The organism is Oxynema aestuarii AP17, assembly GCF_012295525.1.
Lineage (GTDB): Bacteria > Cyanobacteriota > Cyanobacteriia > Cyanobacteriales > Laspinemataceae > Oxynema > Oxynema aestuarii.
In genome coordinates, this window is the sequence record NZ_CP051167.1 from 5,756,135 (window position 1) to 5,770,347 (window position 14,213).

Sequence of the window (14,213 nt, forward strand, 5' to 3'; positions counted from 1 at the left end):
GAGGGCCATCAACTTCGGGGGCGATCGCTCGCTCCCTTTGCAGGATAGGGCTTCCCTCGAAGGCTGTCGAACTCGCCTTTCCCTCTTTCCTTCTCCTCTTTCGGCTCGCCTGGTGGCTCTCGCGAGAGGGAAGAACTTCGCTTGACCGGAGGATCGGGGGTTCTCGACCTACAGGTGGGACGCTGGGAAAGGCGAAGCGTTCGGCCAGCAGACCTGACCGAGTTCGGATGACAAAAAAAAACGCTCGCCTCCGAGCAGTTAAGCGCTGCTGAAGTCTACCCTCGGGGGGCTGACTTTACCGAGCGCGTAGGCGATTTTTTCGTTCGCTCAAGTCTGGGAGGAACGTGCGGGAGAAGGGGATCTCCGCATCGGTACAACCGCATCACCGAACTGAGCCGCTTTCTATTCTAGTGGCTCCTGACGGCTTTTGTCTATCTCGCCCGTTGTCGGCGATCGCCGGATCGCCGCCTTCCCTCCCACTCGGGTTCACCTTAACGCGATGGATTCGGAGGGTTCGGATTGCGTCCGGCGAGCTGGCGCAATTGCTCGGTTTCGGCGAAAATACGGTCGGGATCGGTTTCGATCGCCCGTTTGACGTAGTTGAGCTTGATTTCTTCGAGTAAGTCGGACACCAACGCCTGCAGTTCGGCGAGGGTATTTTCGGTCTGCAATTCCACCCGCAAGGCTTCGCCAAAATTCTCGACCAACTGCTCGATCAATTCGTCGGCGATCGGATCCGGGGGCAGGTCGGCGATCGCGTGATACGCACTGTCTGGCCCTTCTGCCAGCAATTTCGACACCCTCACCGACACTTGTTTGGCAATCTGCTCGGACCACCCCGCTAACCCCATTCCCTGCAATCGCCGATAAAAATCCGTGCTTTTAATACTCGTCTCCAGCACGTGATAGATCAACTGCTCCAGATCCGGTTGCACTTTGGGCAAGACTTTACACACTCCCAATTGCAACAGTCGCCGCGAAATTTCCTGCACTTCATTCGTATCGTTAATGTCGATATATTCCTGTTCGTTTGGCTGGAGCAGCGATTTGGTCAATTCTCCACTTTCGACGCTACTTTTCATTTGATTGATAATCTGCACGACCACCACTTGGGTCAGTTCTTCGGCGAAACTGGCGACGACCCCCAAGCGCAATTGCGCGCGCAACCATTCAATATCCACTAAACCGGATTCGTCGAGGCGAATGACTACGGGAACGACGCGCAACCACCGCCAAAAAGGAATTAACAATAACAAGTCGTACCAGCGCCAAAATACGGCACTTTCCAGGGTAACGTTGGGATGACGCCGGGTAATCAGCCAACTGCGAAATAAAATATCGATAAAAAATAAGGCGACGAAGAAAAAGTCAATCAACCAAAAGCGATCGATATAATCACTATTCACCCCGATATGGCGGTAATAGTTACTCTGCATTAAAAACCGAATCTTGCCATTGAAAAACTTTAGTTCTTCCTGCCAGCCGTGCTCCCGGAAATTCTCCAGACTCCAAAACTCCTCAAAGGCTCCCGTGGAAGACTTATTCGCCCAAAACACTTCGGGGGCTAAAAAGTCCAGAACCCAAATAATCGGCGCGGGACCCGAGGGAGCCTCTTCGGGTTTGCGCGAGTAAATATGACGGCGAATTTGATTTTTAATCTCTTCGAGGGTGCCACTTTTCTCGGCTTGGGCGAAATAATTTTCTCGAATCATGTTGCGACTTTCTTCGCGCAATTCTTCGAGTAGGATCGGCACTTCGGGAGACTCCATGCCGTACAGTTGCAATTCGGCTTGCAGTTCGGAGACGAGGCGTAAATATTGTTGGGTATCCCGATAAGGTTCGATCCCTTTGACCGGATCGTAAAATAATTTAGGTTCGTAAAAGTCGATTAAAAAGCGGATTTCGCTGTTGAAAAATCTGAGGCTTTCTTGCCAGCCATTTTGACGCAAGTAACGCACGCTCCAGAGGCTTTGGAAGGCGTCGATCGCGTCGTCGGTGCCGAACTGCTCGCTCATGCGGGTTTTCACTTCTTCGAGGGACCCGTAGCTGTCGGTGACGCGAAATAAATCTTCTCCTAACAGGCGGGTACTCTGCTGGCGCAATTGTTCGAGCAGGGGAGGGACTTCGGGGGAATCCAAGCCTTGCTCTTGTAACAGGGTTTCGAGGCGATCGACGTTTTTGAGATATTTCTCGCGATTGGTGACGTTGAATTTTTGGAAGAACAGATCGGCGCGCAAGTAATAGTCGCGTCCGGGGATATAGCTGAGGTCGAACAGGACGAGACCCAAGTTTAAAACGGCCACGATCGCGATCGTTTTGTCGATCCAGTGGAGCCAGGAGGGAAAGCGGCGATCGGGACGTTGTGGGGATGGCATGGTTTCAAATATTCGCGGAAAACGGAAAGGGCTCGCTTAACAATTCGCCGAACTCGGGCGGCGTCAGGTCGCGCGCGCGAGTCTAGGGGGAAGCTTAGCGGAAAGGGCGTGAAGCTGGCAAGGGATCGCGCTTTCGGGAGGGCTTTACGGCTCGCGATCGCCGGAATTGGGAAAGTTTTGGCGGTAGGATTGGCCGTCATTGGGGGCGCCATCGTCGGGGTGGCGATCGCCGGAGTCGGTGCGATCGCGTAGGGTCTCCAAAGAAGAATCGCGCAAATCGAGGGGCTGCCGTTGCGAGGGGGGCAGGCGATCGATGGACCTTCGGCTGCTTCCGGCGTTGGAACCGGGACGGGTAAAGGTTCTCCAGGCGACTTTGAATCCGGTCACGACGCTGCGGGTGGTATGGCGCGCTTTTTGAGCCTGTCGTTTGGCGGAACCGAGGGAGCGATCGACTTGTTTGACGACTCCCGAGGCGCTCTGAACCCCGTCGGACACTTCGTCGGTGAGGTCGCTAATTTCCATTCCCGTGAGTCGGATCGCTTCTAAGGTCGGTGGGAATTCGCGTGCGAGGGTGTCGGCGAGTTTTTCGACGCTGCGCGCGGCCCGTCCGACGGCTTGCAAGGCGGGTAGGGCTGCCAGCAAGACGAGGATCAAGCTGACAGCCACGAGTAGGAAAGACAGTCCGAGCCAAAACAGGGGATCAGTCACGGGAGAGTAGGGATAGCTTGCGATGACAGTCGATCGATCTCACGATTGGGTGGTGTGAGCGGAGGAGGGGTTGGAAAACTCGTTGTCTGGGTCTTCTTCGGGATCTGGGCGATCTTCGCGATTTTGGCGATCGAGTTGTTCTTTTTCGAGTTGGCTCGCTTCGATCCCGGAGGCGATCGCCTCGCGCAAGCGCACGAGGGTTTCGTCCCAATTGCGAAGGGTTTTCGCGGAGAGGCGATCGGCTTGCAGTTGCAGGGTACTCGATAGGTCTTCGGCGAGTTCGGGAAGGGCCGCCGCCGATTTTTTCACCAGTTGGCGGGTTTTGCGACCGCTACGAGGAGCGACGAGCAACCCGGTAATCGTCCCGATCGCCGTTCCCAGCAAGACCCCACCAATAAATGCTCCAGTACGATTCTTGGACATTGTAAATGGTTTCGATTGAGCTTACAGATATTTTAGGCGGCTTTTGACCGCTCCACCGCCCTCCCTAGCGGGGATTGCCCTTCGGCGGCGCCCCCGCGCGCGCTTTTCCTTTGGAGACGCTACGCGAATGCTCGCTCCGGCGCCCTCGGCGAAACCACAAGCCCCCAATCCAATTCAATACGGCTAAAATTTGGCGGACTTGGTTGACTTGTCGTTCGAGCTGACTGTAGAGATCGCGTAAATTGCGGGTGCCTTGCTGTCCTTTCGCTAAGGTGGGCGGGATCGGATGGAGGGCGTTGTAGGTGACGCGATCTGCGTAGAGAATGGCATTGGCGGCGCGATCGATGCTGCGACTCAAGCACCACAGTCTCCAGGCTACAGATAGGGCGATCGCCGCCATCGTCAAGTTGATCGCAACTACTGCCAAGATCATCGCCGTCCTCCCGCACTCCAGCGCGATCGCTCCTGGGTTTGGCTCAATTTTCGCACTCCTCCCCCCCTCTTTTGTCGATTTTTCCGCGATCGGTTTTTAACAACAATTTGATTAAAAACGAACGATCTCCCGGGTTTTTATCTTATCATCAACTTGACAAAATCTCGATTTTTTAACTCCGACGAACCCTATTGACCGTCTCCCGGTCGATACGTTCCTCCCCTCGGCGTTAACTGACCGTTAACATCAGGTCGTTCGTCTTATTGTTCTCCCCGCTCTTTTTCTATCTTCAGCGATCGCCTTCATGCTATCTAAAACACGCGGAACTATCGCCGCCGGACATCCCAAAACTGCCGAAGCGGGAATCGAAATGTTTCGCTTGGGTGGCAATGCTTTTGATGCCGCCGTCGCCGCCATGCTCGCTTCTTTTGTCGTCGAATCCGGTCTCACCTCTGTCGCTGGCGGCGGCTTTCTCCTCGCACGAACTCGGGAAAATCGACAAATTTTATTCGATTTTTTCGCCCAGACTCCCCGCCATCCCCAACCTCTTGAAACTTTAGATTTTTATCCCGTGGATCTCGATTTTGGCGGCACCACCCAACAGTTTCATATCGGCTTGGGATCGATCGCCGTCCCCGGCAATCTCGCAGGTCTGTTCGCCGTTCACCAACAGTTAGGAACTTTACCCTTTCACGTCCTTGCCGAACCCGCGATCGCTTACGCCGGTCAAGGAGTAGAAATTAATCCCTTTCAATCTTATTTATTAAACCTACTCGCTCCCATCTTACTGCGCGATCCGGCGTCCCGTCAGATCTACGCCCCCCAAGGGACTTTATTACAAGTGGGCGATACGATCGCCATGCCCAATTTAGGGACAGTTTTTGAAGAATTTGCTAAAAGTGGAACTTACGAATTTTATCGCGGTGAAATTGCCCGCCAAGTCGTGCGTGACTGTCAAGAAAAAGGCGGACATTTAACTTTAGAAGACTTTGAAAACTATCGAGTTATTTTACGCTCTCCCTTACGCATTCCCTATCGCGATCGCCAACTGCTGATGAACCCGCCCCCGAGCTCGGGAGGCGCCCTCATCGCTTTTACGCTCAAGCTGTTATCTACTTTCGATTTCGATCGCTTCTCTTTTGGCAGCTTACCCCATTTACACGCCCTTTGTCGGGCAATGCAGTTAACGAATGTTGGAAGAAAAGATGGGTATGACGACTCACTTTATAATGCGGATGTTTTAGATGATTTCTTGTCTAAAAAACATTTATTAGACTATCAATCCCAGTTTCAAACTTATCTGAAAAACGATCTGAATAAATTAGGCAGTACCACGCATATTAGCGTCCTCGATTGCGAAGGAAATGCGGCCAGCGTGACCACCTCCAACGGCGAAGGGTCTTCCTATATCATTCCCGGGACGGATATTGCCATGAATAATATGTTAGGAGAAGCGGATTTAAACCCGCGCGGGTTCCATCGATGGCGCCCGAATTGTCGGATGTCTTCAATGATGACACCGACGGTGTTAATGAAGGGCGATCGCCCGGAAATGGTTCTCGGTTCTGGCGGTTCCAATCGGATTAGAACGGCTATTTTTCAAGTAATTTCTAATTTTGTCGATTTTAAAATGGAGGCGATCGCCGCCGTCGAAAGTCCGAGAACTCATTATGAAAATGGTGTTTTTCATCTCGAACCCGGACTACCGGGAGATCTGTTCGATCCTCCGGAATTTTCTTCGGAGTTTGAATGGATTTATTGGCAAGAAAAAAGTATGTTTTTTGGGGGAGTGCATAGTGTGGCGATCGCCCCCGACGGTTCGATGTTTGGGATTGGAGATTCCCGACGGAGTGGAATGGGTTTGAGTGTTTAAAGGAAAAGCCAATATAGGGTGTTCGATCGCGATCGAGGACGGCGACTCAAGGGATAACGACCTCAATCCGTCGGTATCGTCAAGGGATAGAGATAGTTTTGATGGCGAGGGGCTTACAATAGGAAAAGAATTAAAAACAAAAGTGCGATCGCCTAGATGATGAAATCTTATTCTCTTGCTGCTTTGTGTGCTTGTTCGTTGAGCGTGCTGCTGGTTTGCAATACATGGACGATCGCTCGTGCGATCGCCGAACCCGTGGCGGACCGCTCGTCCGAGGTAGAAGTGAGATCGCCGGAGGTGCGGGCGCGGCAACTGGCGGCGGAATGGGCCGACGCACGAGTGATTTATTTAGGCGAAACTCACGATCGCCAAGCGGACCATCGAGCGCAGTTGGCCATTATCCAGGCGTTACAGGCTCAAAATCCCAAAGTGGCGATCGCGATGGAAATGTTCCAACGACCGTATCAGGGGGCGATCGATGCCTATCTGGCGGGAGAATTGGACGAGGCTCAGTTGGTGGAACAAACCGAATACGATCGCCGATGGGGATTTCCGTGGGAAAATTACGCGCCGATCCTGCGGTTTGCCCAAGCGCAACAGTTACCGACCCTCGCCTTAAACGTGCCGAGTGAAGTGACGCGCAAACTGGCGCGGGAAGGCTGGGAGAGCCTCGACGAGGGCGATCGCCAGTATATCCCGCCTCGGGAACAAATCGACCTCGATAACGAAGACTATCGAGCCTTATTGCGCGGGGTGTACGAGCAACACGCGCAAGCGGGTCACGGGTCGAGTGAAGATCTCGATCGCTTCTTCTTCGTGCAAGTGTTGTGGGACGAAACGATGGCGGAAAGGATCGCCGAATTCCTGGAGGATAACGAAGACTATCAAGTGGTGGTGTTGACCGGAAGCGGTCACGTGGTCTACGGTTACGGGATTCCCGATCGCGTCGCCCGACGGATGGGCGATCGCCGCGACTTCGTACAGCGATCGCTGGTGTTCGACCCGCCGGAGAGCTTACCCAATCCCGGAGGACGGGCGATCGCCGATTTTGTCTGGACTCACGACCCCACGGCGTCGGGCGATCGGTCAAAAGGTGACTAATTCCGAAACAAGGGGGCGAAACACCCCGGTTAAATCCCCGTGAGCGACTACTAAGGTCGGGAAGTTGCGATCGCCGTAATCTTCCCCGGGGTTGAGGGGAAAGATCGGGGTCGATTGCAATTCCACCCAGGTTCCTCCGGCGGCGCGGACGATCGGCCAAACTCCGGCAATATCCCAAATCTTCGGCGTCGCTTCGACCCCGCCGAGGGTAACCCCGTTGGCGACCATCAAAAAGTTATAGCTGGCGACTCCTAGCAGGCGAATTTTGCAGGGAAATGGTTCGTGAAACAAGCGGATCGATCGCGAACAAAAGCTGAAAAAGTGGTTGCCACTCGGTTCGTCCGCACTGGTGGCGATCGCCCGATTGTTGAGAAATGCCCCTTGCGGGCCGTCTAACCCGGTGTCGCCGTACCAAAACCCATAAAAGGACTGTCCCAGAGGTGGGAGGTGCACGTAACCGAACACGGGAGTTCCGCGATAGAACAATCCCAAAGAAATTCCCCAAATCGGAATACTGCGGGCGAAATTGGTCGTTCCGTCGAGGGGATCGACGACCCAACACCATTCGTCGCCGCCAAAACAGGTGTCGCCTTCCTCGCTCAAAATGCCGAAGTCCGGGAATACGCCAGAAATGGCCTCGCGGATTTCGCGATCGGCCCATTTGTCCGATTGCGTTACCAAGCTGCCATCCGCCTTTTCCGACGGCTGAACTTGACCGAAATCTGCCATGAGATCGTTACCGACTTTCCCCGTCGTCGTCTCGGCAAAGTTTAAAACCCTATCCCAAAAATCACGCATCCAACTTTTAGAGGTTAAATTTTAGAGTTCAGATTATCAAAAACATGGCCCGTGAAAACCTCGCGTAACTCTCTGGGACTATCCCAAATTCCGATTCAGTCGAGTTCGCCTTCCATGACGGCGGCGATCGCCTGTTTGGCATTTGCTTGGAATTCTACTGCATTGACCCGCCGCAACAGCGCCACCGCCGAGATCATGCCGACGTATTGAACCGCGAACACGGTACTGTAAGCCAACACCGGACTCTGAAAGATCGCCCGACCCAAATCTAAGACGGCCCCCCCGGTGACGGTTGCCAGTCCGCGCGCGATCGCCTGGGCCAATCCCCACGCCCCGATAAAGGTTCCCGCCGTTTCCGCCGCCGTCAGATCGAGCATCAAACTGATCGCCCCGGTGGTAATCACTCCAGACCCGAAGCCGTACAGTAGCAACGCCCCCATCAACATCGACGGTTCGGCGACAAAACCCGCCAGGGCCAGCAATGCCAAACAACCGGAAACCCCGATACAACCGATTTTGGTCGTTTGCTGTTTGCCCAAACGCGGCGCGATCGCAAAACCTGTCAAGCTAATCCCGATTAAGGTTCCCATGCCAAAAAAAGCATTGAGTTTGGTGGTTTCGGCGATCGGCATTCCGAAAACTTCGCCGCCGTAAGGTTCCATCACTGCATCTTGCATGAACAGGCTGATACTCATTACCAGCAGAAATGAGAAAAAGATGCCCGTCTGGCGGCTGGCGGTCAATACCCGCAAGGCATGACCCAGGGTGATTTTATCTTCGCGATGGGCGACGCTAGAACGCTGGGAATAGCGAGAATAGTTCTGTTCCACGCCGACGGTCGCGATAAAGGTCAAAAACACGACGATCGCCGGGACAGTTAAAAATAAACGATTGACCGACGCTTGTAACTGTTCGATGGGCGTGTCGAGGGCAATTTGTTTGAGCAACACACTGCTGACGATCGCCCCGATAATAATCCCCACCATCAACATCGACCAAACTGTGCCGACTAATTTAGAACGGTTGTCTTCGTCGGAAATATCGACTAACAACGCCGCAAAGGGCGTAGAACTGGCACTGAGGGCCAAACCGTAACCGGAAAAGACTAACCCGAAAACCGCAGCCCAGCCGTAACTGTCCGGGGTCCAGCCCCCCGCTTGTTCCATCGACTGACCCAATTGCCAGACAACTTGCACCGCTACGAAGGACATGGCGGTAAATAAGATGCTTCCTCCCCAAACATAGGGCGTTCGGTGCAGTCCGGCGATCGGTTTGGCGTCGGACATTTGCCCGAACCATACCCGCGCCGGGGCGACAAATTGGTGCATGGCGATCGCCCCGGCGGCAATCAGGGCGGGGACTTTGAGCTCGTCAATGGCAATCCGGTTGATCACGCCGAGGGTCAACACGGACATGATGCCCAAGCCCATTTGAAATAAGCCCAAGCGAAACATGGTGGCGAGATTGATTCGCGGTAAGCTTTCCCCCGCGATCGCTTCTGCCTCGGGTAGATTGCCTGTTTCCATAGTTGTCAATCGTTGTTTTTCTTTAGGGGTTATCTTTGGTTTATGTTAAACCCAAGGCCGCCTTTTAAATTAGATTTTAGATTTTAGATTTTAAATTAGATTTTAGATTTTAGATTTTAGATTGTATAGCATTTCTCAATCCGTTGAGTCCGGCTTGCCTAGCTCAACCCCTCGGTCCTGGGAAGATCTTGTTCCCTGTGGGAGCATCTTGCTCCCGACTTGAGTTACCCATCATTTACAATGGCGATCGAAGCGAGCAGCGCGAGCTAGCACGACCCGGATCGATCCGGTTATTTTTTCGTTGTCCTTTCGATCGCTAACAAAAAATAACCCGCCAAAGCGGGTTATCTCTACGTCGAGCGAACTAAATTTTTTCAACTCAAAAGCCTTTATCGGACTCGGGCGCGATCGCGTTCCGTCACTTCGACGGCGCTGGTTTCTCCCGTTCCCAACCCGTTCGCCTCGTTGATACTGGCAGGATCTAAATGAGCGTCGGTCAGATTTGCCGCTTCCCAACTGACTCCGCTTAAATTTGCACCGATTAAATTGGCTCCGCGTAAATTGGTATAACTTAAGTTCCCATCGCTCAAGTTGGCCATCCCTAAATTGGCTTGGGATAAATTCGCCCCGTTTAAGTCCGAACGACTTAAATTAATAAAACTGAGATTGGCATTCCCTAACTGCGCTTGTCTGAGATTGACTCCAGATAAGTTCGCTTCAAATAAATTGGCATTAATTAAGATAGCCTGTTCTAAATTTGTTTCTGATAAATCTGCATTACACAGGTTCGCCGCTTCTAAATTTGCTCCCGTTAAATTCGCACCCTTTAAGTTCGCTTCGCGCAAATCCGCCCCGACTAAATCCGCATCACTTAAATCGCATCCCTCGCATTGTTTCGTTTGTAACAATTGGGTGACGTGTTCTGGGTTGGCGGCGTGACCGGGACTCGACCAAGCGATCGCTACGGGTAAAACTAAAGAGAGTAAAAGACTGAGTTTCACGGTTTCCCCCCCGTAATTTATAATCTTGTCGCTTAGTGTTCCCCCGCTCCGGCGATCGCTAACAGGTTCTCTCTAAAAAAATCCCCGTTTTCGATCGACCGCAGACCTGCGATAATTTTTCTTTTAAAACAAATAAAAACATCGCGATTTGACCTGCATTTTCGATCGCTCCGGTGGCGATCGCTCCGACGCCCTCACTCCCTCTTATTTATGGCGTAAACCCAATAGCATTGGTAAAGTTACCGCCTCTCGAACCGAGGACGTTCGCCCCGATTAAATTCGCTGCATTAAAATTGGCATTGAGTAAATTCGAGCCTCTTAAGTTTGCCGCATTCAAATTTGCCCGAAATAAATCGGCATTGCGCAAATCTACTTCTACTAAATGGGCTCCACTCAAGTTTGCAGCTTTTAACAGTGCGTCTTGTAAATTAGCTCCGTCTAAGGTCGCTTCGACTAAATTGGCAACGGATAAATCGGCTTCTGTTAGATTGGCGGCGCGTAAATTTGCCCCTCTGAGGTTGGCCCCGGTTAAGTTCGCACCGGATAAATTAGCGCCGGATAAATCGGCGCCGTTGAGGTTGGCCCCGCGCAGATCGACCCCCACCAAATCGCGACCGGACAGATCGGCGCCGTTGAGGTTGAAACCCGCACCGTTCCGGGTTTCTAGCAGCTCTTGCACCGGGGCATTGACTTGGGCGAGGGTGGGAAGGGAGCATCCCAGGACGAGGGCGAGGGCGCTGGCAGTCAGCAATGTGGGACGGTTCATGGAAATCGTGCCTCCTAGCTGCATGAGTTGGCGGAGTTGACCTCAATCGGCGATCGCGCGATCGCTCGCGATTCGGTATTCTTACGGTCAGTTGGTTACGTGCTTTTACTTAATTTTAACATGAGGGTTTCAAAGCTAACCCGTTTGCAGCATGTTGACGGAGGAAGATCGCCCCTCGTCGTCCTCGAAAAGGGGATCGAAATGGGGGGCGATCGAGATTTATTCTCGTCCAATTTTCTTTCAAGAAATCTTTAAATTAAGGTTGCGGGGGTAGGGAGACGAGATTGCCGTATCCCTACATTTCTTGTTTCAATAAATGGGGTGAATTAGGTTCTCGATCGCCCAGGGAAGACGGGCGATCGCCTGGGGTTAAAATCAGCAATTTTACGGTATTACCGAAGGGGTGACAATTCTCGATTTCGACCGCCGTTCTAAAAATTAAACTGCGTTCTCACCGTTCCCGTATAAATATTGGGATTTCTATTAAAATTATTGGCATTACCAATCCAATATAAGGAAGGAATCACCGCAATTTTATCGGTAACGGGAAAATAATAGGTCGCTTCGATTTCGTACTGAGTTCCGCCATCGCCATCGCCGGACAGTAAAAATCGTCGTCCTTCGATCGGACTGAAGGGAATAATATAAGATAAAGTGGCTAACGATCCTTCTTTGCCCAAATCGGGAAATGCCATGCCGAGTTGGAGGGACTGGACGGTCAAATCGCCGCCGGGAACCGCATCGCTCGCCGGATCGATATCGATATTGCCGTAGCTGTAGCGTCCGAATAGCCCGAATTTCGGGGAAACTAACCAATCGAAATTGACCGCGAAGACATCGGCGTTGGCGTCTTCGAGATCGCCGCCGAAGCCGTCGTCGGCGACACCGATGAGAGGTCTGCCGCTCACTTGACCGTTGCTGGCTGCGATTTGGGAGCGATCGTAGAGTAAGCGTAAGTTGAGATTGGGAACGGGAGAGATAGTCAATTGTGTGGTGAGGGCGCGATCGCCGCGAAATAAACCCTCACTGGGGTCGCTACTATCGATCGCCGCGTAACCGAGGCGTAACTCGAACTGTTCGCTGATGCGCCAGGTGGCGACAGCTCCGGAACTGCGGGCGAGATCGTTAATCAGGGGAGAGCCGTAAGTATCGAAACCACTGGCGCCGCGACCGAAAGCGGAGGTAAAGGCGTTACTGTCGAAGAAGCGCGACCACAGGAATTTTGGCCCGATCGCCAGTTGTACGGAAGAGGTAACGGGGAAAATATAAACGGCCTCGGAAATACTGAGGCGGTTCGTTTCTGGGGTGGGTGTGAGATTTAAAACTGGGGTGCCGAAACTGTTAAACCAGCCGTCCGATGTATAGTTATTGGTCGGCGAGTTACCATTTCCGGTGACCAAGGTGGTAATTAAACTATCTTTTCCGGTGAAAGAAGTGGTGAGAAAGAAGGCGATCGCCTCGGAAAAGGTGATGCTGGGGTCTTCGCGAACGCGACTGACGATCGCCCGACCGTCGGCGTCCCGTCCGGAACCACTGCCCGTGTCGCCGGGATCGAGGCGATTGACCCGCAGATCGTCCCCCGCCGTGGCGGCGGCGACGTTGAAGGTGGCGAGGACGTTGAGTTTGGTGGTGGTGGAGAATTGACGGGCGTCTAGGTCGGCGAGGCGGGTTTCTACGTCGGCGAGACGATCGCGGGTGGCGGCGAGTTCGGCGGCAAATTCCGCTTGCAGTCGTTCGACCACGGCGAGATCTTCTGGGGTCAGGTCTACGGGTCCGACGGCGATCGTGTCGAGAAAGGCATTGAGTCCGGCGGCGAATTCGTAGCGGGTGAGGGCGCGATCGCCGCGAAAACTGCCATCGGGATAGCCTTGGAGGATGCCGTAGGTTTCCACGAGGGATTGCAAGGCTTGAAAGGCCCAGTCTGTCGGTTGCACGTCGGACAATTGTGAGACCGAGGTGATTTGAGCCAGGGGATCCGGTTCTCTGGGGGCGGCGATCGCGCCGAGATCGGCCCATCCCGCGCCGACGAGGGCGATCGCGCCGAGGGTCGATCTCAGAACAACGGAGAACCGTTGGCAAAGGGCGGGTCGTGCGACTCGGTCAAGCCCTTGGCGAAGGGAAAATTTATCTAAATGATTTTTTGTGTGTCTCACTTTACGCAAACAGAGAGGAGTCCAGGGCGATCGCGTCACTGGAGCCATCGCGATCGAGTGATGTTGAAATCGGCGATCGAACCCGGGGAAATGCCAAATTTCCCGAGGGAATTGTCGCCGACGAACCCTGACGTTTCATCGGTTATATAAAAATGGCGTATAGATGCGACCCTCGCCGATCGCCCTCGTTTGCGGCCAAGCGGGCGATCGCGCGGTCAAAGAAGCGTAAAAATCAGGCCAGTTCGGGGGCAGATTTCCCCTCGATGCTCCCCAATTATTAGCACTGAGTTCTTACAATGTCTAGAGGGATTTACAAATATTTTTTGGCGATCGACGAAGCGAGAAGAGCGCGGCAACGGCGATCGCCCGCTCCCCGTTGCCGCACTCTCGCACTAGGGTTGTTGGTACCCTTGCAAATTTTCCGGTTCTAACTTGCGTAACAGTCGCGACGCTTGGCGCGTCAGGGTTTCGCTTCCGGTGACCACGACTAAATACTTCCCCGCATTGAGGCGATTGCGATAGGGGAGGGCGTCACCACTACCGAGGGCAATCCCGACCCCGCCACCGACAAAAAAGCTGCCCATTGCTCCCGAAGCGGCGCCGAGTAGACCGCCGACCAGGTGATTGCCAAGTTCCCCCGCCCAAGCGAAGGTATTCAAGCCCGTAATGATGCTGAAGGTCGTCCCGGCGGCAAATCCGAACGGAACCAACCACAGGGCCATAAATTTGATTTGTTTGTACGCTTGTTCGTTCGGGTCGATCAAGCCAAACTCGTCGGCGCTTTTGTAGCCTTTGCCTAAAATTTGGATTTGATTCGCAGATAAGCCTTCTTTTTCGAGGGTACAGTACGCCTCTTCGGCCTGAATGCGATCGGGAAAAACGGCAACCAAATAATTCATAAACTAAAAAACAGAAAATCTTTGCGATTAAATAAAAATTTTAGAGCAATGGGGAGAATCGAGAACACGATAACTGGGGTGAAGCCGAGGCGATCGCCCCTTGCCAACCTAAAAAATTTCCCCCCTCGACCCTGTAAGCGCCCCATTTACGGTTAAA

Annotated in this window: 12 protein-coding genes; 2 read left to right on the forward strand and 10 right to left on the reverse strand. The window is 53.1% G+C overall.

Annotation, left to right across the window (positions count from 1 at the left end):
- Nucleotides 1-491: 491 nt before the first annotated feature.
- From HCG48_RS22990 to HCG48_RS23005, 4 genes are all read right to left on the reverse strand, one after another.
- On the reverse strand, nt 492-2,375 hold the full coding sequence (locus tag HCG48_RS22990; protein WP_168571255.1) for a hypothetical protein: 1,884 nt from the start codon (nt 2,373-2,375) through the stop codon (nt 492-494).
- Nucleotides 2,376-2,519: 144 nt separating this feature from the next.
- Nucleotides 2,520-3,083 carry a DUF948 domain-containing protein gene (locus HCG48_RS26300; RefSeq protein WP_246259717.1) on the reverse strand — a complete coding sequence of 188 codons (564 nt, stop codon included), beginning with the start codon at nt 3,081-3,083 and terminating at the stop codon, nt 2,520-2,522.
- 39 nt (nt 3,084-3,122) lie between these two features.
- Nucleotides 3,123-3,506: a YtxH domain-containing protein gene (locus tag HCG48_RS23000; protein ID WP_168571256.1), complete on the reverse strand. Its 384-nt coding sequence runs from the start codon at nt 3,504-3,506 to the stop codon at nt 3,123-3,125.
- Between the two features lie 64 nt (nt 3,507-3,570).
- The gene (locus HCG48_RS23005; RefSeq protein ID WP_168571257.1) at nt 3,571-3,933 is read right to left on the reverse strand and encodes a hypothetical protein; all 363 of its coding nucleotides are present in this window, start codon (nt 3,931-3,933) and stop codon (nt 3,571-3,573) included.
- A gap of 310 nt (nt 3,934-4,243) precedes the next feature.
- Between HCG48_RS23005 and ggt the strand changes: the two genes are divergently transcribed.
- A complete protein-coding gene (gene ggt, locus HCG48_RS23010; protein WP_168571258.1) occupies nt 4,244-5,812 on the forward strand; it encodes a gamma-glutamyltransferase in 1,569 nt (522 codons plus the stop codon).
- A 156-nt stretch (nt 5,813-5,968) separates the two neighbouring features.
- Nucleotides 5,969-6,913 carry a ChaN family lipoprotein gene (locus HCG48_RS23015; RefSeq protein WP_320415752.1) on the forward strand — a complete coding sequence of 315 codons (945 nt, stop codon included), beginning with the start codon at nt 5,969-5,971 and terminating at the stop codon, nt 6,911-6,913.
- Here the strand turns inward: HCG48_RS23015 and HCG48_RS23020 are convergent.
- The 6 genes from HCG48_RS23020 to HCG48_RS23045 all read right to left on the reverse strand — a co-directional run bounded on the left by HCG48_RS23020 (nt 6,899) and on the right by HCG48_RS23045 (nt 14,056).
- A complete protein-coding gene (locus HCG48_RS23020) occupies nt 6,899-7,711 on the reverse strand; it encodes an inositol monophosphatase family protein (RefSeq protein WP_168571259.1) in 813 nt (270 codons plus the stop codon). The two genes, HCG48_RS23015 and HCG48_RS23020, sit on opposite strands and share 15 nt — an antisense overlap.
- 95 nt (nt 7,712-7,806) lie before the next feature.
- Nucleotides 7,807-9,237, reverse strand: coding sequence for a BCD family MFS transporter (locus HCG48_RS23025; protein WP_168571260.1), 1,431 nt, complete (start codon nt 9,235-9,237; stop codon nt 7,807-7,809).
- A 389-nt stretch (nt 9,238-9,626) separates the two neighbouring features.
- A complete protein-coding gene (locus tag HCG48_RS23030) occupies nt 9,627-10,238 on the reverse strand; it encodes a pentapeptide repeat-containing protein (protein ID WP_168571261.1) in 612 nt (203 codons plus the stop codon).
- Between the two features lie 208 nt (nt 10,239-10,446).
- On the reverse strand, nt 10,447-11,004 hold the full coding sequence (locus tag HCG48_RS23035) for a pentapeptide repeat-containing protein (RefSeq protein WP_168571262.1): 558 nt from the start codon (nt 11,002-11,004) through the stop codon (nt 10,447-10,449).
- Nucleotides 11,005-11,435: 431 nt separating this feature from the next.
- Nucleotides 11,436-13,205 (reverse strand): iron uptake porin, encoded by a 1,770-nt coding sequence (locus HCG48_RS23040; RefSeq protein WP_168571263.1) that lies wholly within the window; start codon nt 13,203-13,205, stop codon nt 11,436-11,438.
- Between the two features lie 344 nt (nt 13,206-13,549).
- Nucleotides 13,550-14,056: a hypothetical protein gene (locus HCG48_RS23045; RefSeq protein WP_168571264.1), complete on the reverse strand. Its 507-nt coding sequence runs from the start codon at nt 14,054-14,056 to the stop codon at nt 13,550-13,552.
- Nucleotides 14,057-14,213 lie beyond the last annotated feature (157 nt).